This window comes from Pseudomonas sp. Choline-02u-1, assembly GCF_002836515.1.
GTDB lineage: Bacteria > Pseudomonadota > Gammaproteobacteria > Pseudomonadales > Pseudomonadaceae > Aquipseudomonas.
The window spans coordinates 173322-196778 of the sequence record NZ_PJBC01000003.1 but is presented as its reverse complement, the minus strand read 5'-3'; the positions used below and the strand labels follow the sequence as shown (position 1 = coordinate 196778).

21 protein-coding genes, 4 tRNA genes and 1 riboswitch are annotated in these 23457 nt (G+C 58.9%); of the genes, 5 read left to right on the top strand and 20 right to left on the bottom strand.

The window, feature by feature from the left end:
* Nucleotides 1-71: 71 nt before the first annotated feature.
* The 4 genes from CXF97_RS02940 to CXF97_RS02925 form a co-directional block, all read right to left on the bottom strand.
* Nucleotides 72-434: a Mov34/MPN/PAD-1 family protein gene (locus CXF97_RS02940; protein WP_256589673.1), complete on the bottom strand. Its 363-nt coding sequence runs from the start codon at nucleotides 432-434 to the stop codon at nucleotides 72-74.
* Entirely contained in the window at nucleotides 424-2058 is a 1635-nt protein-coding gene (locus tag CXF97_RS02935; RefSeq protein WP_256589672.1) for a ThiF family adenylyltransferase, read from the bottom strand. Before CXF97_RS02935 ends, CXF97_RS02940 begins: the two co-directional genes overlap by 11 nt.
* An 80-nt stretch (nucleotides 2059-2138) precedes the next feature.
* Complete coding sequence (locus CXF97_RS02930; RefSeq protein WP_101155949.1) at nucleotides 2139-3344, bottom strand: nucleotidyltransferase; 1206 nt, start codon at nucleotides 3342-3344, stop codon at nucleotides 2139-2141.
* 605 nt (nucleotides 3345-3949) lie between these two features.
* Nucleotides 3950-4026, bottom strand: a tRNA-Arg gene (locus CXF97_RS02925).
* Nucleotides 4027-4324: 298 nt separating this feature from the next.
* On the opposite strand from CXF97_RS02925, the gene CXF97_RS02920 reads away from it, so the two are divergent.
* Both CXF97_RS02920 and CXF97_RS02915 read left to right on the top strand, forming a co-directional pair.
* A complete protein-coding gene (locus tag CXF97_RS02920) occupies nucleotides 4325-4558 on the top strand; it encodes a hypothetical protein (RefSeq protein WP_101155947.1) in 234 nt (77 codons plus the stop codon).
* Between the two features lie 20 nt (nucleotides 4559-4578).
* Nucleotides 4579-4758: a PA3371 family protein gene (locus CXF97_RS02915; protein ID WP_101155945.1), complete on the top strand. Its 180-nt coding sequence runs from the start codon at nucleotides 4579-4581 to the stop codon at nucleotides 4756-4758.
* On the opposite strand, the gene phnN is transcribed toward CXF97_RS02915, so the two are convergent.
* Nucleotides 4733-5302, bottom strand: a complete 570-nt coding sequence (gene phnN, locus CXF97_RS02910; RefSeq protein ID WP_101155943.1) for a phosphonate metabolism protein/1,5-bisphosphokinase (PRPP-forming) PhnN — start codon at nucleotides 5300-5302, stop codon at nucleotides 4733-4735. The two genes, CXF97_RS02915 and phnN, sit on opposite strands and share 26 nt — an antisense overlap.
* Nucleotides 5303-5687: 385 nt before the next feature.
* On the opposite strand from phnN, the gene CXF97_RS02905 reads away from it, so the two are divergent.
* Nucleotides 5688-6014, top strand: a complete 327-nt coding sequence (locus CXF97_RS02905; protein ID WP_003178899.1) for an Arc family DNA-binding protein — start codon at nucleotides 5688-5690, stop codon at nucleotides 6012-6014.
* 115 nt (nucleotides 6015-6129) lie between these two features.
* Here CXF97_RS02905 and mgtE read toward each other — a convergent pair whose 3' ends face one another.
* Nucleotides 6130-7572 carry a magnesium transporter gene (mgtE, locus tag CXF97_RS02900; protein WP_016773597.1) on the bottom strand — a complete coding sequence of 481 codons (1443 nt, stop codon included), beginning with the start codon at nucleotides 7570-7572 and terminating at the stop codon, nucleotides 6130-6132.
* Between the two features lie 321 nt (nucleotides 7573-7893).
* Between mgtE and CXF97_RS02895 the strand changes: the two genes are divergently transcribed.
* Nucleotides 7894-8406, top strand: coding sequence for a cell envelope protein SmpA (locus CXF97_RS02895; RefSeq protein WP_101155942.1), 513 nt, complete (start codon nucleotides 7894-7896; stop codon nucleotides 8404-8406).
* Between the two features lie 19 nt (nucleotides 8407-8425).
* On the opposite strand, the gene CXF97_RS02890 is transcribed toward CXF97_RS02895, so the two are convergent.
* The 7 genes from CXF97_RS02890 to ltaE all read right to left on the bottom strand — a co-directional run bounded on the left by CXF97_RS02890 (nucleotide 8426) and on the right by ltaE (nucleotide 14386).
* Nucleotides 8426-8502: transfer RNA gene (locus CXF97_RS02890), tRNA-Arg, on the bottom strand.
* A 72-nt stretch (nucleotides 8503-8574) separates the two neighbouring features.
* Nucleotides 8575-8651: transfer RNA gene (locus CXF97_RS02885), tRNA-Arg, on the bottom strand.
* A gap of 107 nt (nucleotides 8652-8758) precedes the next feature.
* A tRNA-Ser gene (locus CXF97_RS02880) sits at nucleotides 8759-8849 on the bottom strand.
* 62 nt (nucleotides 8850-8911) lie between these two features.
* The gene (csrA, locus tag CXF97_RS02875) at nucleotides 8912-9100 is read right to left on the bottom strand and encodes a carbon storage regulator CsrA (RefSeq protein ID WP_002554426.1); all 189 of its coding nucleotides are present in this window, start codon (nucleotides 9098-9100) and stop codon (nucleotides 8912-8914) included.
* A gap of 187 nt (nucleotides 9101-9287) precedes the next feature.
* The gene (locus CXF97_RS02870; protein ID WP_016773595.1) at nucleotides 9288-10529 is read right to left on the bottom strand and encodes an aspartate kinase; all 1242 of its coding nucleotides are present in this window, start codon (nucleotides 10527-10529) and stop codon (nucleotides 9288-9290) included.
* A 90-nt stretch (nucleotides 10530-10619) separates the two neighbouring features.
* Nucleotides 10620-13235: an alanine--tRNA ligase gene (gene alaS / locus CXF97_RS02865; RefSeq protein WP_101155940.1), complete on the bottom strand. Its 2616-nt coding sequence runs from the start codon at nucleotides 13233-13235 to the stop codon at nucleotides 10620-10622.
* A 146-nt stretch (nucleotides 13236-13381) separates the two neighbouring features.
* Nucleotides 13382-14386, bottom strand: a complete 1005-nt coding sequence (ltaE, locus tag CXF97_RS02860) for a low-specificity L-threonine aldolase (protein WP_101155938.1) — start codon at nucleotides 14384-14386, stop codon at nucleotides 13382-13384.
* A 302-nt stretch (nucleotides 14387-14688) separates the two neighbouring features.
* A riboswitch (FMN riboswitch) is annotated at nucleotides 14689-14860 on the top strand.
* A 103-nt stretch (nucleotides 14861-14963) separates the two neighbouring features.
* On the opposite strand from ltaE, the gene CXF97_RS02855 reads away from it, so the two are divergent.
* Nucleotides 14964-15473, top strand: a complete 510-nt coding sequence (locus CXF97_RS02855; protein ID WP_101155936.1) for a 6,7-dimethyl-8-ribityllumazine synthase — start codon at nucleotides 14964-14966, stop codon at nucleotides 15471-15473.
* Nucleotides 15474-15607: 134 nt separating this feature from the next.
* On the opposite strand, the gene astE is transcribed toward CXF97_RS02855, so the two are convergent.
* From astE to CXF97_RS02820, 7 genes are all read right to left on the bottom strand, one after another.
* Complete coding sequence (gene astE / locus CXF97_RS02850) at nucleotides 15608-16615, bottom strand: succinylglutamate desuccinylase (protein ID WP_101155934.1); 1008 nt, start codon at nucleotides 16613-16615, stop codon at nucleotides 15608-15610.
* A 12-nt stretch (nucleotides 16616-16627) separates the two neighbouring features.
* Nucleotides 16628-16918, bottom strand: a complete 291-nt coding sequence (locus tag CXF97_RS02845) for a topoisomerase II (protein WP_101155932.1) — start codon at nucleotides 16916-16918, stop codon at nucleotides 16628-16630.
* 57 nt (nucleotides 16919-16975) lie between these two features.
* A complete protein-coding gene (gene astB, locus CXF97_RS02840) occupies nucleotides 16976-18322 on the bottom strand; it encodes an N-succinylarginine dihydrolase (RefSeq protein WP_101155930.1) in 1347 nt (448 codons plus the stop codon).
* Nucleotides 18323-18414: 92 nt separating this feature from the next.
* Nucleotides 18415-19884 (bottom strand): succinylglutamate-semialdehyde dehydrogenase, encoded by a 1470-nt coding sequence (gene astD / locus CXF97_RS02835; protein WP_178081142.1) that lies wholly within the window; start codon nucleotides 19882-19884, stop codon nucleotides 18415-18417.
* A complete protein-coding gene (gene astA / locus CXF97_RS02830; protein ID WP_101155926.1) occupies nucleotides 19881-20906 on the bottom strand; it encodes an arginine N-succinyltransferase in 1026 nt (341 codons plus the stop codon). Before astA ends, astD begins: the two co-directional genes overlap by 4 nt.
* A 51-nt stretch (nucleotides 20907-20957) precedes the next feature.
* Nucleotides 20958-21977: an arginine/ornithine succinyltransferase subunit alpha gene (gene aruF, locus CXF97_RS02825; RefSeq protein WP_059404897.1), complete on the bottom strand. Its 1020-nt coding sequence runs from the start codon at nucleotides 21975-21977 to the stop codon at nucleotides 20958-20960.
* A gap of 223 nt (nucleotides 21978-22200) precedes the next feature.
* Nucleotides 22201-23421, bottom strand: coding sequence for an aspartate aminotransferase family protein (locus tag CXF97_RS02820; RefSeq protein ID WP_101155924.1), 1221 nt, complete (start codon nucleotides 23419-23421; stop codon nucleotides 22201-22203).
* Nucleotides 23422-23457: the final 36 nt, after the last annotated feature.

Genomic DNA, 23457 nt, shown 5'->3' with positions numbered 1-23457 from the left:
CGAAGGGTTAGTGCTCCGGCAAAACAGAGAGCAGGAGCAGGAAATCCTGCGCCACCAGTGCAACCTGACGATCAGCAACACAGCGAACTCGATTCCCGTTCCCCCTCAACCAGATCGATCATTGAGGTAATGTCCTGAGTGCTCGGCGTCACCGAAAACCGAGGATGGGAGTGCCACTCTCCCAAGTAGTTAAATCGATCATATTGATGTCCCGTCTCGCGAAAGAAAGCGCTTAGAGCGTCGGCATGGGCCTCTGAGCTACGTACAAAATGAGCCCGTCCGCCAGTCTCGCTATCAATCGACAAATCGACGACCCGAAAATGACCTGGCGCGATCTGCTCGCCCATGAGTACCCCACCGATTTCCCGGCTACCAGCGGCTCTGAGCGCCCTACGCAACTTGTCCTTGACGGGTTCCGAGATCTCAACCCGCATCGCCTGCTCCGGGCAGCAGGTCGGCTAGCAATTGCTTGAGAGCCTCGGGATCACCTGCCTGCTGTTCTGTGTCCCACCCATCGCTTGCACCGAGGTCGATTGGTCGTACGTCGAAGGGCGCGGAGAATATCCATCTCTCAGCCATTCCGATGAGGTAGGCGGAATAAGGGAAAATCGTCGAGTCGGGGCGGGCAAGAAGATCAATGGCGAAACGAGACAAATGTGCTGCAACAACAGAAACATCTGCGTCATCAGCTATCAAAGGCACCCCTGCACCGCCAACCTCCGAGTAAGGCTGTGAGGCGCCGTCCTCAGGCCACTCGACCCCCTGATTCGAATACCAGGCTTCGAGCCGTTGCCGGGCTGCGAGAGGAGTCGGATCTATCCCTGGTCGTAGGCGAACAATAATGCCACCAGCGCCGCCACCGAATACTTGCGCCCAGCACATCTGTTTCTTCGCCCTACGTGCAATGGACGCGCATAGATTGAAGACCCCCGGATCGGCGCTGGCATCAATAATCAAATCACAGTCTGCGATGTACTCCATCGTCGCAGAAGTTGCCTCACCACTTTCCTGCCCCCCCAAGACTGTAGTGCGACTGAGAACTTCGCAATCAGTGCTGACTTCCTGAAGCCGGGCTGCCAAGGCTTTTGACTTATGCATACCAACCGCCCGCCAGTCGAGTTCGTTTCGAACCAAGTTGCCCGAAGCAAGCACATCTGCATCTACGAGTACAAACCGTCCGACTCCTGATCGGGCAAGGTGCACAGCGACTTTAGATCCGACGGAACCACAGCCGACAACTGCGACTTTCGCGGCTTTGAGCCGAACGTACTCAGGATCGAGGCGAACGCCATCCAGCTCAGCAAAGACTTGGTCGTAGTTGATGAGCTTCCGGGATCCAACGTCGCCGAAGACCATTGAGACCAATATGCTAGCGCCATCAAAGATAATTACCATCATGAACCCAGGCGCTTGCATTAGCTCGGCGACCAAAGATTCAAAGCCATGGCGTTTAAGGAGCACCACCAGATCATCAAGCGTCCGACATCCGACTGACCCGCCATCAGGCAAACGGACCACCTTACCCGCTAACGAGCTTGCCCCGTAACCGCGCCTCTTCGGTTCGCTCCAGAGAGAAGCGTCCGCAGAACCGATACGTGCAAGCTGGGCCGCATAAACGCCGGCGTAAGAGTGCTCCTGAACTTCAGCCTCTACCACATGCCCCTCTTCGACCATCAACAAGCCGGCCCATGCGTTCCGCGAGTAGAGGAAGCGAAACACTGCGTTTCTTGCTCGCTGAGCCGGAAGGGTTCGGTGCTCTGATAGTGCAGGTTCACCGGTTAACTGTTCGGATGACAGCAAGCGATAAGCACTTTCAATCATCATGGCGCCCGTGACTTCTGGCATCCAATTGTCGGGACGGTACTGCAAACAGAGCTCACCGGCGGCACCGTATTGATGTCCCGACAATCGAACTCCATCCCGCGGAACAACCGAAGGGGGTGTATCTGGAAAAAATTCAGGGTAGGTGAGTGTCAGCGGAATGATCCGCTCCCCCACTTGCAGATCGAAGTCAGCAGCGATCTGCAAGTCAGCCGCAAGACGCCATGTTACAGTCATGAGCCAAGGGTTCTGATCTGCCAAGTCCGACACTGCGGCACGCTCGGACTGCGCACGGCCGGGCTCCTCCGCCCACCAAATCAAGCAAACCCCCTAGGCGAAGTTGGCTCCCGTCGAGTGTTCGGAAATACCGGAGCGCTAGCTGCTGCAGCACCCACTACGGCCGCGGCTGTGGCGGGATGTAGCATGGTTCCGGGAGGTGGTTCGAGACGCATGGCAGCTCTTTCAGCCACGGCTCCCATCCGGGGCTGGATGCTTTCGATCAAGCGACGCCTTTCGACCTGGCCCGCAAGTGTTTCGAAGTCTTGGCGGGCCTGCCGCAGCCACTCAAAGAACGCTGCTTCCCGCTCAGGATGCTGAGGCCACTTATCTGCAAAGTTTTCGAGAGGGTCGGAAGGGTTACGAATGATGCAATGGTGTCCATCATGCTCAACGAACTGGTCCATTCGCGAAAGGATCGAGTAGAGAGCATCGGCGATCTTTTCTTCACCGTTGTAAGCATGAGCGGCAAGCGTGGTGATGATGATCGAAATGGGGCGCTCGTCATACCGCCCTTCAAACATACCGTCACGGTGGCGCTTCAAGATCATGATGGCAGACTGGAGAGGCGTCCTAATTCTGTAGTCCGGAATATCCTCTACGCTAGCTTTGATCGACTCCGCCAGCGCCCGCCTACGACGTTCGAATTGTTCGCCCATCCGCTGCCTGAACCACTCGGCATATCCTTTCGGATTCGAGCGCTGCCAATCATCCGAGAGCACCTCATATACAGACGACTCGATGTCGGTGATAACCATCGCTGTCTCAGACCATTTCAAGTCTAATCCACGAGCTTCAAGCAACAGACGCTGGCGGGCTGCGTTGGGGACAGACGGAACGATGTCCATATGGAACTGAGCACCATCCGCATAATCCAGTACCCAGCAGCGGCGCCCTTCGCGAACGGGCTTAATCATGCTCTGAGCATTACGGTAAGCTTTTATCTCGTCGCCAACCAACGCTTTCAGTTCGCTCTGAGTAAGATCCTTCGTTCCGAGGGTGCGAAGCAAACAGACAGAATCGACGTCGTACTCCTCCTCATCATTCAAAGGACGAATCGCCGTACCCAGTCGAAAGGACCCCTGCACGTAAACCTGCGGATCGTACTTGACGACGGTGGACTCCGAACGGTGGAGCCAGTCACCGAGTGACGCATAACTACGGCGCGCCTGCTCGTATCGTGATTCACTGATTGCAAGCTCGTCCGCTAACGCGGCGAGAAAATCTTCGGCGGTTTTCGTCGGCATCTTCCTATCCTTCCTGGCTTGGTCAGTGTTCTACAATTAAAATGCCATCATCGATTAGAAGCGCGATGATGCATAGTTGTCCAGCTTAACGAAAGTCAGGCTTAAGGATTGAATGAGCCCAAGAATGCTGAGGTACCAACGCCAGCAACCTTAGCTGCTTTGCTACGTGGGCTCTCTATTGCGAAGTCCGCCGGTGCCCCTGAAATGGGCCGCTCTATAAACCCTTAATGCTGGAGTTCGGAAGGTGGATAGCCCGAAAATTGGCGAAGCGGCTGCTTTCAACCTACTGCAACTGCCCGCGTCTGGCCGATTTCAGGCTACCCCCATACACAGACGGCATTGATCATACTTACGAAGCATGTGGGTCAAATCCAATGCAATCGGGGATCAGTTGCGGTGCAAATGGCTTGTCAATGGGGATGCGATTTCACAGCTAGGGAGGAAGAGCAAGACATCAGCTTCGGAAATTGGTTGATGAGCTCAATTTTACTGGAAAGCTGATAGCTCAACTCTGAACACATCGAGAAGTGGGGACTAAAGTGGGGACCAATCAGAAACAAAAATCAGGGAGCCAGAAAAAAAATGCGCCAACCCTTTGATTATAGTGGTGTCCCAGGGCAGGTTCGAACTGCCAACCTTCCCCTTAGGAGGGGGATGCTCTATCCAATTGAGCTACTGAGACACTGATTGACGCAGCCTGCACGCGGTGCGACAGACGGCGTGCATGTTAACGGCCAGCCCCTGGTTTGTCATGTCGTCCGTAGGGCTTTTTAAGTGTAGGCAAGCGTCTTGGAAGATTGCGGGAACTTTTACCGGGCAATTTGCACTGCGCGAAAATGCAGTCATTGCAGATTGCAATCAGCGTCGTTCGAAAAACCTTACCAAACCCTTGTTTTTAAAGGACTTATCACCCGCTACACTGTTGGCACGGCGGCTGCTACGCCTGTTCTATCAAAAAGAACAATTTGGAGCGTCGTGCCATGAACAGCACCCTCTTGCTTGCAAACGCAGCGGCTCTGGCTTTCTTGCTCGGATCACATTTTTTTCCCAAGGCTGACGTTGAGCAGCCAGTAGCGCAGCGCATGCCGCATTACCTGCAGGTGCAGAAAGCGCCGCAGTGGGCAGTGTTGAGTGATCGCAGCGACGCCTCTACGCACATGGTGAGCGAGCCTGGGCAAGCTGCGGCGCCAACCACCGAACGTCTGGTTTTTTGAAATATTTTCAGGAGTACAACATGTCCAAATCGGCGGCAGGATTTCTGATCCTGGCTTTACTCAGTGGCATTACCCATCTGGCGTTGTTCGAGGAGACGCAAGTCACCTTGCCTCTGGTTGGCTGTGGCGTGTTTGCGGTGCTGTTTGTGCTCGCGCTGATTGCCGGGCGCAAGATCAAATTCGATCCGGTTCTACGCTGAGCTGAATAAGCTTCAGTAATGCGCAGACAGCGGCAGCCAGGTCGCCGGAATTGTCGATCTGATGGACGGGGCTGTCGCTGGATCTTCGATCTTTGAACAATGCATTGCGCGCCAGCCTTGCATCGATCTGATCAGGGGTTTCCCGACCGCGTCCGAGCAAGCGCTGACGCAGCACCTCGTCATTGACGGTCAGCAGCACTGGTACCAGATCCGGATATCGCTCCATCGCCTGGCGCAGGTTAGCTCGGGAGCCGTTTACCAGCACATGCCTACCGGCTTGCAGCCATTCATCCATTTCCCCTGGAATGCCGTAAGAAAGGTCGTTGGCTTGCCAAGCCAGGGAAAAAGCGCCGGCCTGTTGCTGCCGCGCGAACTCTTCAGGCGTGACGCCGATAGCGTCTTCACCGACGGACTCTGCTGATCGAGTAATCACCCGACGCATCACTTCACAGTTCAACGCGCGCAATGGCTCACGCGACGCTTCGATCAGGCTGTCCTTGCCCGAACCGGACGGCCCCATCAGGTAAAAAAGTTTGCCATCCATCCTGTAAACGCCCTCCGACGGGTCCTGCCTCTAGTAAATCGGCAAATTGCCACTATTCTGTACGCATAGGGATCAAAAATAGCGAGCCGCATAGCATGCACGTTCCGAGGTCTTCGGACATTAACGGATATGCATTCGACAGCGGGCAGCGATACGGCTGGGAAAGATTTCCAACCAGTCCGCATTTCTGACAACTGGTGCTGGCATTAAGCCTTTATCCAGCTCAATATTTGTCACAGAATTGACGCCAATGATCTGGCAAATTTGAGGCATGATGCCGGCCTCTTAACAATTCAGGTTGAACCAATTGGTCCGGATGCTTGTCCTACCACACATCCTGCGGCCAATCCCGAGAACCGCTCCCCTGAACTAACCGGTTAAATATATGCGCCCATTGAAACAGGCAATTTATTCCAGCCGTACGGCTGACAAGTTTGTCGTACGTCTGCCAGACGGAATGCGTGAACGCATTGCCGAGGTGGCTCGCAATCATCATCGCAGCATGAACTCCGAGATCATTGCGCGCCTTGAGCAGAGTCTCATTCAGGAAGGCGCACTGGGCGAAGAGCTGAGCATGCGCCTGGACAGCCCGGAGCTGTCGCTGCACGAGCGCGAGCTGTTGCAACGCTTCCGTCAGCTGTCGCATCGTCAGCAGAACGCCCTGGTGTCGCTGATCGCTCACGACGCAGAGATGGCCGCAGACGCGTCCTGAGTCATACCGAACACATTGAAGCCAGCATGATTGCTGGCTTTTTTTTGCCTCGTTTTCAACATATCGCAGGCGCAAAAAAAGCCCGTCCTTTGACGGGCCTTTGGATTGCATGAGGTTAAAGCAGGAAAATTGTCGCCAACCCGAGGAAGATGAAGAAGCCACCGCTGTCTGTCATCGCTGTGATCATCACGCTGGCACCCATCGCCGGATCGCGACCCATCTTCGCCAGCGTCATCGGGATCAACACGCCCATCAACGCCGCCAGCAACAGATTGAGCGTCATCGCCGCCGTCATCACCACGCCGAGCGACCAACTGCCGTAGAGCATGTACGCGACCACACCGATCACCCCGCCCCAAACCAGACCGTTGATCAATCCCACCGCCAGCTCTTTGCGCATCAATCGTGACGTATTGCCGGTGCTGACCTGATCCAGCGCCATGGCACGGACGATCATGGTGATAGTCTGGTTACCGGAGTTGCCACCGATACCCGCGACGATCGGCATCAATGCTGCCAATGCCACCAATTTCTCGATCGAGCCTTCGAACAGACCGATCACCCGCGAAGCAACAAATGCAGTGATCAGGTTCACCGCCAGCCAGGCCCAACGGTTGCGCAGGGATTTCCACACTGAAGCGAAAATATCTTCTTCTTCACGCAAACCGGCCATGTTGAGGACTTCGCTTTCGCTTTCCTCACGGATCAGGTCGACCATTTCGTCGATGGTCAGACGGCCGATCAGCTTGCCGTTCTTGTCGACCACCGGCGCGGAGATCAAGTCGTAACGCTCGAATGCCTGAGCGGCGTCGTAGGCGTCTTCGTCCGGGTGGAAACTGACCGGATCGCTGGCCATCACCTCGGCGACCTGCTTCTCCGGATCGTTGACCAGCAGACGCTTGATCGGCAGTACGCCTTTGAGTACGCCGTCGTAATCGACAACGAACAATTTGTCGGTATGACCGGGAAGTTCTTTGAGGCGACGCAGATAACGCAGAACCACTTCCAGGCTGACATCCTCACGGATGGTCACCATCTCGAAGTCCATCAGCGCACCGACCTGATCCTCGTCGTAGGACAGAGCCGAACGCACGCGTTCGCGTTGCTGGTTATCCAGACTCTCCATGAGTTCATGGACGACGTCTCGCGGCAGTTCGGAGGCAAGGTCAGCGAGCTCGTCAGCATCCATGTCCTTGGCCGCAGCCAGGAGCTCGTGATCGTCCATGTCGGCGATCAGCGTTTCACGGACAGAATCGGATACTTCGAGAAGAATATCGCCGTCGCGATCGGCCTTGACCAGTTGCCAGAGCGTCAGACGATCGTCCAGCGGCAAGGCTTCAAGAATATAGGCTACGTCGGCGGAGTGCAGATCATCGAGCTTGCGTTGCAGCTCGACGAGGTTTTGCCGGTGAACCAGGTTTTCCACACGGTCGTGGTGCGGACCTTCCTGGCGATGAGTCAGGTCTTCAACGACACGCTGGCGCTGCAGCAGCTCAACGACCTGAGCCAGGCGATCCTGCAGGCTTTCCTGGGTTTTCTTTACTTCGATTTCGGACATAGGCGAACTCCACTCCCAGCAGCGGGGCACGCCGGAAGTATCAATCAGTCAATTCATGATTGGTGAAACGGGCTACTGAACAACTACTGGGTAAGTCCATGGAGGTTTTCCATAAGCCCCGGCGGGGCTGACGGGCGCAATGATACACGCCTGACGGTTTAAAACGTTGAAAAAATCACGGCTGAAACAAGCGCTTGCGAAACAAACCTGAGCGCCTTCCTGATCCGTGCAAATGCGACGACTCATCTTGAAAAGAAAACACACCAGCGATGCAAAAAGCAGCGACTACTCTTGGACGTAGATCGTCACGGAGGACATCGAATGCCCGTAAAACCAGCGTTTTTTCTACTGACCGCCCTGCTCCACGCCACGCCGTCCAACGCCGCTACACTTCATCGTTGCCAAGCCTCTGACGGCCGCATCACCTTCACGTCGATGAGCTGCGCAACTGGCGAGCAACTCTCGATTCAGGAGGTTCACCCCTACTCCCCAGGCTGGGTCGCGATCATGCCGGAATTCGATCACGAAACTGTGACCGGCATGAAAGACCGTGGACGCGAACCGGGCATCGTGGGCGGTGCCGAACACAAATGTGGAAACCTGATCGACAGCAGGCAGCGGCGTGAGGCAATCATCAACCGGCGCGTCGTTGCCGGCATGAGCCAGCGGGACGTCGAAAGCGCACTGGGCAAGCCAGACAAGATCAACACGCGCACGTCGACCACGAGCTATCGTTACGACCTCAAGCGAGGCCGCAGTGCTCAAATTGATTTTGATGAAAGAGGCTGCGTGAAGGGAAAAGACAAATCCCGGACAGCAAAAAGCCCGCGTTAAACGCGGGCTTCTTGGTATATGGTGCACTCGACAGGATTCGAACCTGTGACCGCTCGGTTCGTAGCCGAGTACTCTATCCAGCTGAGCTACGAGTGCATTTTGTGTTTTTAAACCAGACCACAACTGGCTGAAACCGAGTTACTCACCTTACAGCAAATAACTCTTAAATGGTGCACTCGACAGGATTCGAACCTGTGACCGCTCGGTTCGTAGCCGAGTACTCTATCCAGCTGAGCTACGAGTGCATTTGTTGCCGCGCATTATAGGCCGTCTAATCTCTATGTCAAACACTTTTTCTAGTAATTTCAACAACTTACAGAAGAAGCCAGATTACAACGTACTAAGCAAATAATGGCGGAGAACGGGGGATTCGAACCCCCGACACCCTTTTGAGGTGTACTCCCTTAGCAGGGGAGCGCCTTCGGCCACTCGGCCAGCTCTCCGCAACACGGGGCGTATATTAACCAGCTTCTTCCCCGTTTGCAAACATAAAAATCGATAAAAATTAATGGCTTGGTTCTTCGTCCTTCTCTTTCTTTATACGCAGGTAAATTTCCTCACGGTGCACCGCAACCTCTTTCGGAGCGTTGACGCCGATACGCACCTGGTTTCCTTTGACGCCGAGCACGGTCACGGTGATTTCGCCGTCACCGATAATCAGGCTTTCCGCGCACCGACGAGTCAAAATCAGCATACCTTTCTCCTTACGCCATTCATTTCAGGGACAACAGTCTGCAAAAAAAAGGCACCCGACCTACGACCGCAGCGATCGTAGTCCTACATGCCTGAGTATTGACCAGCGCGAGCAAAAGAACAGTTCCGGGGCTCACGCCATTCAAAAATAAAGGGCGCGGTAAGACCGCGCCCTTTACAGAATCGGATTACTCGCCCTGACGGGCCGGAGCATCCAGTTCGAAAGCCGTGTGCAGCGCGCGCACGGCCAGTTCCAGGTACTTCTCTTCGATCACTACGGAAACCTTGATTTCCGAGGTCGAGATCATCTGGATGTTGATGCTTTCCTTGGCCAGGGATTCGAACATGCGGCTCGCCACGCCTGCGTGGGAACGCATGCCGACGCCGACGATCGAGACCTTGGCAATCTTGGTGTCGCCAACGACTTCGCGGGCACCGATCTCGCGAGCAGTGTTTTCCAGCACGGTCTGTGCGGCCTGGTAGTCGTTGCGGTGCACGGTGAAGGTGAAGTCGGTGGTGTTATCGTGCGCGACGTTCTGCACGATCATGTCGACTTCGATGTTCGCGGCGCTGATCGGGCCGAGAATCTTGAACGCCACACCCGGGGTGTCTGGCACGCCACGGATGGTCAGCTTGGCTTCATCGCGATTGAAAGCGATGCCGGAAATGATCGGCTGTTCCATGGTTTCCTCTTCATCAATAGTAATGAGGGTGCCCGGACCCTCCTTGAAGCTGTGCAGTACGCGCAGCGGAACGTTGTACTTGCCGGCGAATTCCACCGCACGGATCTGCAGCACCTTGGAACCGAGGCTGGCCATTTCCAGCATCTCTTCGAAGGTGATCTTGTCCAGGCGCTGAGCGACCGGCACCACACGCGGGTCGGTGGTGTAGACACCGTCGACGTCGGTGTAGATCTGGCACTCATCCGCCTTCAAGGCTGCTGCCAGTGCCACGCCGGTAGTGTCGGAACCGCCACGCCCGAGGGTGGTGATATTGCCGTGCTCGTCGACGCCCTGGAAACCGGCGACAACCACCACGCGACCTGCCTTCAGATCACCGCGAATCTTCTGGTCATCAATCTGCAAGATACGCGCTTTGTTGTGCGCACTGTCGGTCAGGATCCGCACCTGATTACCGGTGTACGACACCGCCGGCACACCGCGCTTGATCAGCGCCATGGCCAACAGGGCAATCGTTACCTGCTCACCGGTGGAAACGATCACGTCCAGCTCGCGCGGAACCGGTTGCGCCTCGCCACTGATTTGCTTGGCCAGATCGATCAGACGGTTGGTTTCGCCGCTCATTGCAGACAGCACAACCACCAGGTCATCGCCGGCATCGCGGAATTTCTTAACCTTGTCGGCGACCTGCTCGATTCTCTCGACAGTGCCGACCGAGGTGCCTCCAAATTTCTGTACGATCAAAGCCATTTCAAAGCCGCCTCTGCCCATGAAGGGCGCCCAATAATCTTTCGAACAGTCGCCGGGCCCGCCACTAGACTGCGTGCCCGGCGAGCCGTCTTATAAAGCCTGCTCGACGAATGGAACGGTCAGCGCCAGTGCGCCATCCAGCGCAGCGGCGTCGACACCGCCGCCCTGCGCCATGTCTGGACGACCACCGCCCTTCCCGCCCACTGCCGCAGCGGCCTGTTTCATCAAATCACCGGCTTTGAGTTGGCCAGTCAGGTCCTTGGTCACGCCTGCAACCAGTACGACCTTTTCCTCATGGACACCGCCGAGCAGGATCACTGCGCGGCCGAGTTTGTTTTTCAGCTGATCGACCAGCGCCAGCAGCGCCTTGCCGTCCTGACCATCCAGACGGGCGGCCAACACCTTCACATCCTTGACGTCCACCGCCGAGGCCGACAGATCGTCGCCCGCAGCGCTGGCAGCCTTGGCTTGTAACTGCTCGAGTTGTTTCTCCAGCAGACGGTTGCGCTCCAGTACCGCCGAGAGCTTGTCGATCAGGTTGTCGCGGCTGCCCTTGACCAGGCTGGCCGCTTCCTTGAGTTGTTCTTCCGCCGCGTTCAAGTAGGCCAGCGCCGCAGCACCGGTGACTGCCTCGATACGACGCACGCCCGATGCCACACCACCTTCGCTGATGATTTTCAGCAGGCCGATGTCGCCGGTACGGTTGGCGTGGATACCGCCGCACAGTTCGACCGAGAAGTCGCCCATGCTCAGCACGCGCACGCTGTCGCCATACTTCTCGCCGAACAGCGCCATGGCGCCTTTGTTCTTCGCGGTTTCGATGTCGGTTTCTTCGGTTTCAACGGCGGAGTTCTTGCGAATCTCGGCGTTGACAATGTCTTCCAGCTGCTTGATCTGTTCTGGCTTGATCGCTTCGAAGTGGCTGAAGTCGAAACGCAGGCGCTGACTGTCGACCAACGAGCCCTTCTGCTGCACGTGTTCGCCCAGTACCTGACGCAACGCAGCGTGGAGCAAGTGAGTGGCCGAGTGGTTCAGCGCGGTGGCGTGACGCACTTCGGCGTCGACGTGGGTATCCACTGGCGCGCCAATGGTCAGGCTGCCCGAGGCCAGCACACCGTGGTGCAGGAATGCGCCGCCGGTCTTGGTGGTGTCACGCACGTCGAAGCGGCTGTTGCCGGCCTGAATGAAACCGCAGTCACCGATCTGGCCACCGGACTCAGCGTAGAACGGCGTCTGGTTGAGCACGATCACGCCTTCCTGACCTTCGCTCAATACGTCGACCGACTGACCGTCCTTATAGATCGCGACGATTTTTGCCGAGCCGCTGGTGGCGGCGTAACCGGTGAACTCGGTGGCCACGTCAACCTTGACCAAGGTGTTGTAGTCCAGACCGAACGAGCTGGCCGAACGCGCGCGGACACGCTGCGCTTCCATCTCGCGTTCGAAGCCGGCTTCGTCGACGGTCAGGCCGCGTTCGCGGGCGATGTCGGCGGTCAGGTCCATCGGGAAACCGTAGGTGTCGTAGAGTTTGAACACTACGTCGCCCGGCACCACTGTGCCTTTGAGCTCGGCCAGATCCTGCTCGAGAATCTTCAGGCCGTGCTCCAGAGTCTTGGAGAACTGCTCTTCTTCGGCCTTGAGCACGCGCTCAATGTTGCTCTGCTGCTTCTTCAGTTCCGGGAACGCTTCGCCCATCTCGGCAACCAGCGCCGCGACGATCTTGTAGAAGAAACTGCCGGTGGCGCCGAGCTTGTTGCCGTGACGGCAGGCGCGACGGATGATCCGGCGCAGCACGTAACCGCGACCTTCGTTGGACGGCAGCACGCCGTCAGCGATCAGGAAACCGCAGGAACGAATGTGGTCGGACACGACTTTGAGCGACGACTGATCGCCGTTTTCGCAGCCGATCGCTTCGGCCGAAGCCTTCAGCAGGTTCTTGAACAGGTCGATGTCGTAGTTGGAATTGACGTGCTGCATCACCGCACTGATCCGCTCCAGGCCCATGCCGGTGTCCACCGACGGCGCTGGCAACGGATGCAACACGCCATCGGCGGTGCGGTTGAACTGCATGAAGACGTTATTCCAGATCTCGATGTAACGGTCACCATCTTCTTCCGGCGAACCCGGCGGGCCGCCCCAGATGTGCTCGCCGTGATCGTAGAAAATCTCGGTGCACGGGCCGCACGGGCCGGTGTCGCCCATGGTCCAGAAGTTGTCGGATGCGTACGGCGCGCCTTTGTTGTCGCCGATGCGAATCATGCGCTCGGCCGGCACACCGATTTTCTGTGTCCAGATGTCATACGCTTCGTCGTCGGTGGCGTAGACGGTGACCCAGAGCTTTTCCTTTGGCAGCTTGAGCACGCCGGTGAGGAAGGTCCAGGCGAAGGTGATCGCGTCGTGCTTGAAATAATCGCCGAAGCTGAAGTTACCGAGCATTTCGAAGAACGTGTGGTGACGGGCGGTATAACCGACGTTTTCCAGGTCACTGTTCTTGCCGCCGGCGCGCACGCATTTCTGGCTGCTGGTGGCACGGGTGTACGCACGTTTTTCCTGGCCCAGGAAGCAGTCCTTGAACTGGTTCATCCCCGCGTTGGTGAACAGCAGGGTTGGGTCGTTGCCCGGAATCAAAGAGCTGGAGGCTACACGGGTGTGGCCTTGCTCTTCGAAGAAGCGAAGGAAGGCTTCACGGATTTCTGCGCTTTTCATTAGGTTCTTCCACGGAGGCTGCGGCCAAAGGCCTGTTCGAAACGTCGTGAGACGAAGCGACGGCAAAGGGCCGCATTATATCGGCCCTGCGCGCGGGGTACAGCGTGTTTATACGATAGAAACGGTCAATTGGACGGCTAACGCGGTCACTGGCGTGAAAACTCGACGAATGTCGCGATCACTTGCTCGATTTGCGCGCGGCTGACGTCCATGTGCGTGACCATGCGCAAGCGCGCAGCGGCGCTGAGCTTGATCCCCCGTTCGCCGGCAAAGGCCTTGAGCGCTTCTGCCTTGTCGCCCATTTGCACATAAACCATGTTGGTTTGCACCGGTTCCACGACGAAACCGGCCTCACGCAAACCCTCGGCGAGCAAATGGGCGTTGGCATGGTCATCCGCCAGCCGTTCAACATGATGATCCAGCGCGTACAGGCCAGCCGCGGCCAGCAACCCGGCCTGACGCATGCCGCCGCCAACCATTTTGCGCAAACGCCGCGCTTTGCCGATCAGTTGCTCGGAACCGCACAGCACCGAGCCCACCGGCGCGCCAAGACCTTTGGACAGGCACACCGACACCGAATCGAAATGCTGAGTAATTTCCCGCGCATCAACGCCGAGTCTGACCGCCGCGTTATATAGGCGCGCGCCGTCCAGGTGCAATTGCAGGCCGTGCTGCTGAGTGAAGCGTCGCGCCCGGGCCAGATACTCCAGCGGCAGCACCTTGCCTTGCATGGTGTTTTCCAGCGCCAGCAGGCGCGTGCGGGCGAAGTGAAAGTCGTCAGGCTTGATCGCCGCCGCGACCTGCTCCAGATCGAGCGAACCGTCAGCCTGCACTTCCAGCGGCTGCGGCTGAATCGAACCGAGCACCGCCGCACCACCGCCTTCGTACTTATAGGTGTGCGCCTGCTGACCGACGATGTACTCGTCGCCACGCTCGCAATGCGCCATCAAGCCGAGCAGGTTGCTCATGGTTCCGGTAGGCACGAACAGCGCGGCGGCAAAACCCAGGCGTTTGGCCAGTTCGGCCTCAAGGTGATTGACCGTCGGATCCTCGCCGTACACATCGTCCCCGGTGTCCGCTGCGGTCATCGCATCGAGCATGGCGGGAGTCGGTTGGGTGACGGTGTCGCTGCGAAGATCGATAACGCTCATGAACCTGGCCTCTGGTCAGCAGGGGGAAATCCCTTTACGAAGGTCAATTACTGCGGTCATGAGCCGGATTATTCAAGCCTTTAATGAGAAAAGGCCCCGTTACTCTTCAGGAAAGTGCAATGCATGTGGGAGCGGGCTTGCTCGCGAAGGCGGACTGCCAGCCAACATGTGCGTTGACGGTTAAATCGCTTTCGCGAGCAAGCCCGCTCCCACAGATCCTGTATTTCGGTCGGCCGGCATTGAGTATGCAAGCGCTCAAAATCTGTGTTAAAAACGCTGCGCCGCCCGAGAATGGGCGGCGAAAACGTTCTCAGGGCGGGGTGCAATTCCCCACCGGCGGTAATTGCGCGCAATGCGCATAGCCCGCGAGCGCTTGGCGCTGCACACGACTTGAGTCGGGTGCGTCGGCAAGGTCAGCAGACCCGGTGTGATTCCGGGGCCGACGGTCATAGTCCGGATGAAGAGAGAACGGGATTGAAGCCAAAGGGCCGTCCGCGTGCATTCGTGCGTGCGCTCGTACCCTTGCATCCCTTTCGATTCATAACGCCCTGTTTTTCACACAAACAGGAGTCAGAACATGCAACCCACCGCTATCGACAGCAAAAGCAAACACCCACAGGGCGGGCGCGTCGCGTTCATCCAGGCCTGCTGGCACAAGGAAATCGTCGACCAGAGCCGTAAAGGCTTCATCGCCGAAATGCTGGTGCAGGGTTATCAGGAATCGGACATCGATTTCTTTGAAGTCGGCGGCGCCTTTGAAATGCCGCTGCACGCCAAGCTGCTGGCCAAGTCCGGCCGCTACGCCGGCATCGTTGCCGCCGCCCTGGTGGTCGACGGCGGCATCTACCGTCACGAGTTCGTTGCGCAATCGGTGGTCAGTGGCCTGATGCAGGTGCAACTGGAAACCGAAGTGCCGGTGTTCTCGGTGTCGCTGACCCCGCATCACTTCCATTCGGGTGAAGAGCATCAGAAATTTTTCTTCGAACACTTTGTGCACAAGGGTCAGGAAGCGGCGCGGACTTGCGCCGATACGTTGCAGAAGATTCGGGCATTGCGCCGCACCGAGCCGCAGGCTGTAGCGGTCTGATTCTTACATGATCGTTCCCACGCTCTGCGTGGGAATGCCTCAATGGGCGCTCTGCGTCCGCTGTTGGGACGCGGAGCGTCCCGGGCTGCATTCCCACGCGGAGCGTGGGAACGATCACATGGGATGTAATGAACTCAGGCGAGGTTTTCGTCAGTAGCCGGGACGATCAGGATGCCGGCGCGCAGGCCGTTCTTCACTTTTGGGTTGGGGAAGATGATTCGTGCGCCCTGCTCTTCGATCACCCAACGGGTATTGGCCAAGTCTTCGGCCAGCACATAACCCGGTTCGAGCTCGGAAAAGTTTTCGATGTCCGCCGGCAGGTTCAGGTGGAACGCATCGCTGTGCTTGATGATTTCCCGCGCCACGCTGAACAGCTGCAAGCCGTCCAGTCCCTCTTCCGTCTCCGGCTCAGTGCCTTCGATGATCTGCTTCAGACGGGTTTCCAGCAGTGAAACGTTAACGCCGTCGTTCTGCCCGAACGGTCGCGCCTTCCCCAGTTCCAGGGTGAAAGCCTCGGCATCGAGCTTGTCGTAGGTGTACGCGCTGAACACGATCGACGGTTTGTTCTGCAACAGCACCGCTTCCATGCCGGCGGCGCGCAGGCGCGCCAGTTCACGACGGGAATGCTGGCGCCCCTCCTTCCACGGGTACAAGGCGAACTGTTCGATCTTCGAACCGCGAATCGCCGTGTGCAGGTCGTAGTGCAAACGCTGGCGCTCGGGTTTGCTGAAGAAAGTCGCCGCCAGACGCTCCAGCTCACAGGCGCGCAACGCTTCGCTGCCACTGCTTTGTTCATGCCGGCCGTTGAACAGCCGGTTGACGTCCTGCTCGATGAAGCGCTCGCCTTTGCGCATCGCCTCGGGATTACCGAACAGGAACAGAATGCGTGCGCGCGGCTTCAAGTCGCCGCGAGCGATGTCGTGCAGCAGCCGATCGAGCAACTCGATCGGTGCGGTTTCGTTGCCATGGATGCCCGCCGACAGCAGCAGGTCCAGGCCATTGTCGCGCGCTTGCGGGGGCCGGACTTCCAGCGCCCCTTCGCTCAACCAGCGCATGCGCACGCCTTCGACAGTCAGTTGAGTCTTCTCCGCCGGTTCGCGGCCGGCGAGGGTCAGTTCAAGCAGTTTGCCGAGGGCGAGCATAGAGCGGTTTCCTTAATGGTCGTGGTTGCAATCCGGGCCGTGTACGTGATCCTCGTCAGCGCCGAGGTCAGCCGGTTCCATTTCCAGTTGCAGACTTACCAGATTAGTCGCCAATGGGCGCAGCAGCAGGTTGGCGTACTCTTCGTCACCTTCCTCGACGTCCACGCCGATCAGCAACTGGCCACGGCCGTCCTGCTGGATCCACAGCTCCTTGCCTTGCCAAATGACCGCAACGCGGGTGCACGAGGTTTGCAATTGCGTGCCGTCGGTGTCTTCAAGGATCAGCTGCAGGGAATCGCTCATGTTTTTACTCTCTTGGGGTGACACGCCGCGCGCCACATTCAGGCAGCGCGCCGGCGATCAATTGATCTGGAAGGGATAAACCGCGCCCAGTTTAAGGATTTGCGTCAGTTCATCCAGTGCCGTCCGGCATTCAAGCAGCAACTGCGGATCCGCCAGATCGGTTTCGCTCAGACGGTCGCGGTAGTGCTTTTCAACCCATGCGGTCAACGAACCGTACAACGGAGCCGTCATGATAACCCCTGGATTGACGGCCGCCAGTTCGGTTTCATTCAGCGCCACGCGCAGACGCAGGCACGCCGGACCGCCGCCATTCTGCATGCTTTGCTTGAGGTCGAAGACCTTCACTTCGCGGATCATTGCGCCGGAACTGGTCAGGCTTTGCAGATAAGCCCAGACACGCTCGTTGGCCTGGCATTCCTGCGGCACGATCAGCAGCATCGAGCCATCGGCACGCGACAGCAACTGGCTGTTGAACAGGTAGGAACGCACCGCGTCGTCGACGCTGACCGCCGAACGCGGCACGCAAACGGACTGGAAGTGGCCGCCGACCTTGGCCAGTTTGCCTTGCAGTTCGGCGAGCATCTTGTCGGTCTCAAGGAACGCGTCCTCGTGATAGAACAGCACTTCACCGTTGCCCACGGCGATCACGTCGTTATGAAACACGCCCTGATCGATCACATTGGGATTCTGCTGGGCATAGACAACGCCGTCTTCACGCAGACCGTGCAGGCGGGCCACGGCTTGCGAGGCTTCGAGGGTCTGGCGCGCCGGGTATTTCTGCGGCGCCGGGAAACGATTGTCGAATGCGCTGCGGCCGAACACGAAAAACTCGACGCCCGCCTCGCCATACTCACGGCAGAAACGTGTGTGGTTGGCCGCGCCTTCGTCGCCGAACTGCGCCACTGCCGGCAATGCCGCGTGATGGGCGAAGTGCTGTTGATTGGCGAACATCGCGCCGAGCACGCGGCTGGTGGTCGGGTGTTCGATGCTGCGGTGGTATTTGCAGTTGAGGTTGGCAGCAGTGAAATGCACGCGGCCGTCAGCGGTGTCGGCACTCGGGCTGACCGTGGCGGCGTTGGCTACCCACATGCTCGACGCCGAGCAACTGGCGACCAGCAGCGGCATCGCCTCTTTGGCGGCGCGCTCGATCACTTGCGCGTCCGTGCCGCTGAAGCCCAGACGGCGCAGCGCGGCCACGTCGGGACGTTCCTGCGGAGCCAGCACGCCTTGCTGAAAGCCCATGTCCATCAGCGCTTTCATCTTTGCCAGACCTTGCAGCGCCGCTTCCTTCGGGTTGGAGGATTGCTGACTGTTGCTCTGCGAGGCGACGTTGCCGTAGGACAGACCGCCGTAGTTATGGGTCGGCCCCACTAGACCGTCAAAATTGACTTCATAGGATTTCATCAGCGAGGCTCCACGAGAATCTGTTGTTATAGGCTTCAGTAACTATTCTTTGCGACCGAGGTGCGACGATTCGACCTGCTCGCGAATGGGCATCACGCCATTTTCACGCCGGGTGTCAGGGCGGCAGGCAACACCAGGCTCGGAGTTTCCAGCGACGCCACCGGGTACGCGCAATAATCCGCTGCGTAGTAGGCGCTGGCGCGGTGGTTGCCCGAGGCGCCGACGCCGCCGAACGGCGCGCTGCTCGCGGCGCCGGTCAGCTGCTTGTTCCAGTTGACGATGCCGGCGCGGCTTTCCAGCCAGAACTGCTGATAACGCGCTTCGGAATCCGAGAGCAAACCGGCGGCCAGCCCATAAGCGGTGTTGTTGGCCTCAGTGATCGCCGCAGCGAAATCGGTGTAGCGGATCACTTGCAGCAGCGGCCCGAACAGTTCTTCGTCCGGACGCTCGGCCACCGCCGTCACATCGACAATGCCCGGAGTCAGCAGCGCCGACTGGGCCTGTGGCTGAGTCATTTCCAGCAGCGACACTGCGCCGTTGGTCAGCAGATGTTCCTGTGCATCCATCAGCGCTTTTGCCGCGCCAAGGGAAACCACCGAGCCCATGAACGGGGCAGGTTGTTGATCGAACGCGCCGACTTCGATGGTCGCGCTGACTTCCACCAGACGCTTGAGCAGGCTGTCGCCCCACGCGCCTTGCGGCACCAGCAGACGGCGGGCGCAGGTGCAGCGCTGGCCGGCGGAAATGAACGCCGACTGAATGATCGTGTACACCGCCGCGTCCAGATCAGCGACCTGATCGACCACCAGCGGGTTGTTGCCGCCCATCTCCAGCGCAAGAATCTTGTCCGGACGACCGGCGAATTGCTGGTGCAGATGGTTGCCGGTGCGGCTCGAACCGGTGAAGAACAGACCGTCGATCCCCGGGTTCGATGCCAGGGCGATGCCGGTTTCCCGTGCGCCTTGCAGCAGGTTCAGCACGCCCGCCGGCAGGCCGGCTTCGATCCAGCACTTGACCGTCAGCTCGGCGACTTTCGGCGTCAGCTCGCTGGGTTTGAACAGCACGGTGTTACCGGCCAGCAACGCCGGAACGATATGACCGTTGGGCAGGTGACCGGGGAAGTTGTAAGGGCCAAACACCGCGACCACGCCGTGCGGCTTGTGGCGCAATACGGCGGTGGCGTCGCCCAGCGGGCCGCTCTTCTCGCCGGTCCGCTCGCGATAGCTTTGTACCGAGATGGCAATCTTGTTGACCATGCTGGTGACTTCGGTCGAGGCTTCCCACAGCGGCTTGCCGGTTTCCTCGCCGATGGTGCGGGCCAGTTCGTCAGCATGATTTTTCAGCGCCGCCGCAAAGGCTTCGAGCACGCTGATACGCTCATCGAGGGTACGACGTGCCCATTCAGGAAATGCCTGGCGAGCAGCCTGCACCGCCGATTCGACCTGCGCAGCAGTAGCGCCCTCCCCCGCCCACAGCACTTGCTGGGTCACCGGGTTCAGCGATTGGAAGGCTTCGCCCTGACCGGCCAGCCACTCACCTGCGATGTATAGCGAATTCATTATTTCGACTCCCGTGCAGCGGACAGCGCCACGGCGCGAACCTGATCGCCGGCGCTGAGTTGAAGACGTTTGGCGGTCTGCGGATCGACCACCAGCGTGCCGGCGGCCAGACGCGCAGGCGCCGCGGTGATGCGGCAATCTTCGCGCTTGCGGTTGTGGATGATGAACGGCGTGGCGTCATCGCCCGGCGTGCCGACCGCCAGCACGAGGGCTTCGCTGTCACGCACCGCGCGGATCTTGCCGGTTTCGCATTCGATGGCCGGGCCGGCGTCGAAGATATCGACGTAACCCTGATAACTGAAACCTTCGCTCTTGAGCATCGCCAGTGCCGGCTCGGTGTCCGGGTGAACCTGGCCGATGACATTGCGCGCATCCGGCGAAAGGAAGCAGGTGTACAGCGGGAATTTCGGCATCAGTTCGGCGATGAACGCCTTGTTGCCGACGCCGGTCAGGTAATCGGCCTGGCTGAATTCCATCTTGAAGAAATGCCGGCCGAGGCTTTCCCAGAACGGCGAGCGCCCGGCGTCATCGGACACGCCACGCATCTCGGCGATGATCTTGTTACCGAACAGCTCCGGAAACTCGGCGATGAACAGCATGCGCGCCTTGGACAGCATCCGGCCGTTGAGACCGTTGCGGTAATCGGCGTGCAGGAACAGCGAGCACAGCTCCGAGTTGCCGGTCAGGTCGTTGGCCAGAAACAGCGTGGGAATTTCGCGGTAGATATTCAGCTCTTGCGAGGCGCTAACGGTCAGGCCGACGCGGAAGTTGTACCACGGCTCACGCAGACCGACCGCGCCAGCGATGGCGGAAATCCCCACCACACGGCCGTCGTCGTCTTCGAGCACGAACAGGTAGTCCGCATCGCCACGCCCGGCTTCGCCGCGAAAAGTCTTCTCGGCCCAGCCGACCCGATGGGCCAGACGTTCTTCGTTGGCCGGCAAGGTGGTGAGGCCGGTGCCGGTGCTGCGGGCCAGGTCGATCAGCGCGGATAAATCGCTGCTGCGTACGGGACGAACAATCATGCTATCTCCTCAAACGGGTCGCTCGCGCCACCCGTGAAACTCGCTAAGGCGTTAAACCGCCACCAGGCGCACGCTGGCACCTTCACCGACGCCCAAGGCTTCGGCCGCTTCCAGATCCAGCGTCACCGGTTTGCCCGGCGCGTAATCCAGCTCGAGCAACACCGCGCGGTAATCCTGCAACTGCGCGTTGGCCACCAGATACTGACGCCCGGCGCCTTTGACCGGCTCACCGATCTTCACCGGCACCACGCGGCTCTGGGCGATCGAACGGATCCCCGACACGCGTGCATGCAGGGTCGGGCCGCCGTCGAAGATGTCGATGTAGTGATCGGTCTCGAAGCCTTCGCGCATCAGGATGTCGAAGGTGATCTGCGCCCGTGGGTGCACCTGGCCCATCGCTTCTTGCGCGGAGTCGGGCAGCAGCGGCACATAGATCGGGTAATGCGGCATCAGCTCGGCGAGAAAGGTGCGGCTTTTCAGCCCGCACAGGCGCTCGGCTTCGGCGTAGTTGAGGTCGAAGAAGTTGCGCCCGATCGCATCCCAGAACGGCGAGTCACCGTTTTCATCGCTGTAACCGACGATCTCGGTCACCACCGAATCGGCGAAACGCTCCGGGTGGCTGGCCACGAACAGCAGGCGACCACGGGAATTGAGCTCGGCCCAGGGCGATCCGACCAGCTCGCGCTGCACGTAGAAGCTGGTCAGCAGGCTGTTGCCGGTCAGGTCGTGGCACTGCGAAAGCACGTGGATCTTGTTGTGGATCTTCAGCTCGCGGGAAGCGTGAACGAAGGTCTCGTTACGGAAGCTGTAGAACGGCTCAGAGTAACCGGCGGAAGCGACGATGGCCGAGCAGCCGACCAGTTTGCCGGTGGCGGAATCTTCGAGGACGAAGAAATAGCTTTCTTCACCGTTGAAGCTCACTTCGGCGGCGAACGACGCTTCGCTCGCGGCGATCTTGTCGCTCAGACGTTCCACGTCATCCGGCAAGGAAGTGACACCAATCGGGCTGTCCGCAGCCAGACGCTGTACCTCGCCCAGATCAGCCATTTGCGCGGGGCGCATCACCAGCATGGTGTCACTCCTTTCTCTCATAAAAATCACAGAAAAAAACCGGGCTCTGACTGTTTGAACAGCGCTCAGTGTGGGAGCGGGCTTGCTCGCGAAAGCGTTGTATCAGTCGACATTTTCGCTGTCTGACCCACCGCTTTCGCGAGCAAGCCCGCTCTCACATTTGATCCAGCCCGGCTTTGCAAATTTGATCGACGCCTGAAATCTCCAGGCGCCGAAAGGTTCATCAGGCTTGCGTCAACTTCGCCGCGGCACGTTCGAAGCGGTCCAGACCGGCATCGATATCGGCGTCTTCAACCACCAGGCTCGGGGCGAAACGGATCACGTCCGGGCCAGCCTGGAGAATCATCAGGCCTTCCTGTTCGGCGGCGTTGAAGATGTCCTTGGCCTTGCCTTTCCAGGCATCGCTCAGCACGCAACCGATCAGTAGACCGAGACCGCGTACCTGAGTGAACAGGCCGTATTTCTCGCCGATCTGTTGCAGGCGGGTCTTGAACTTGTCGTGCTTGGCGTTCACGCCGTTCAACACCTCAGGGGTGTTGACCACGTCGATCACCGCTTCGGCGACGGCGCAGGCCAGCGGGTTACCGCCGTAGGTGGTGCCGTGGGTGCCGACGACCAGATGTTTGGCCAGCGCTTCGGTGGTCATCATCGCCGCGATCGGGAAACCGCCGCCCAGGCTCTTGGCGCTGGTGAGGATGTCCGGGGTCACACCGTAATGCTGGTAGGCGAACAGCTTGCCGCTACGGCCCATGCCGGTCTGCACTTCGTCGAACACCAGCAGCGCGTTGTGCGCGTCGCACAATTCACGGGCGCCTTGCAGGTAAGCCAGTTCGGCCGGCAGCACGCCGCCCTCGCCCTGGATCGGCTCGAGCACGACCGCGCAGGTCTTGTCGGACACCGCCGCTTTCAGCGCCGCCAGATCGTTATATGGAACGTGGGTGATGCCGGTGATTTTCGGGCCGAAACCGTCGGAGTACTTCGACTGGCCACCGACGTTGACGGTGAACAGGGTACGGCCATGGAAGCTGTTCAGCGCGGCGATGATTTCGTATTTCTCGCTGCCGAAGCGGTCGAACGCGACGCGACGGGCCAGCTTGAACGCGGCCTCGTTGGCTTCGGCGCCGGAGTTGCAGAAGAACACGCGCTCGGCAAACGTGGCGTCGATCAGCTTGTGCGCCAGGCGCAGCGCCGGTTCGTTGGTGAACACGTTGGACACGTGCCACAGCTTGTTCGCCTGTTCGGTCAACGCACCGACCAGCGCCGGATGCGCGTGGCCCAATACGTTGACGGCAATCCCGCCGGCGAAGTCGATCAGCTCACGGCCGGCCTGATCCCAGACCCGGGAACCGGCGCCACGCACCGGAATGAAAGCGGCAGGCGCGTAGTTGGGAACCATTACCTGGTCGAAATCGGCGCGTTGTACCGCAGCGTGCTCAACGGACATCGGAGTCTCCTGAAAAGGAACACTCGCCGGAAACTG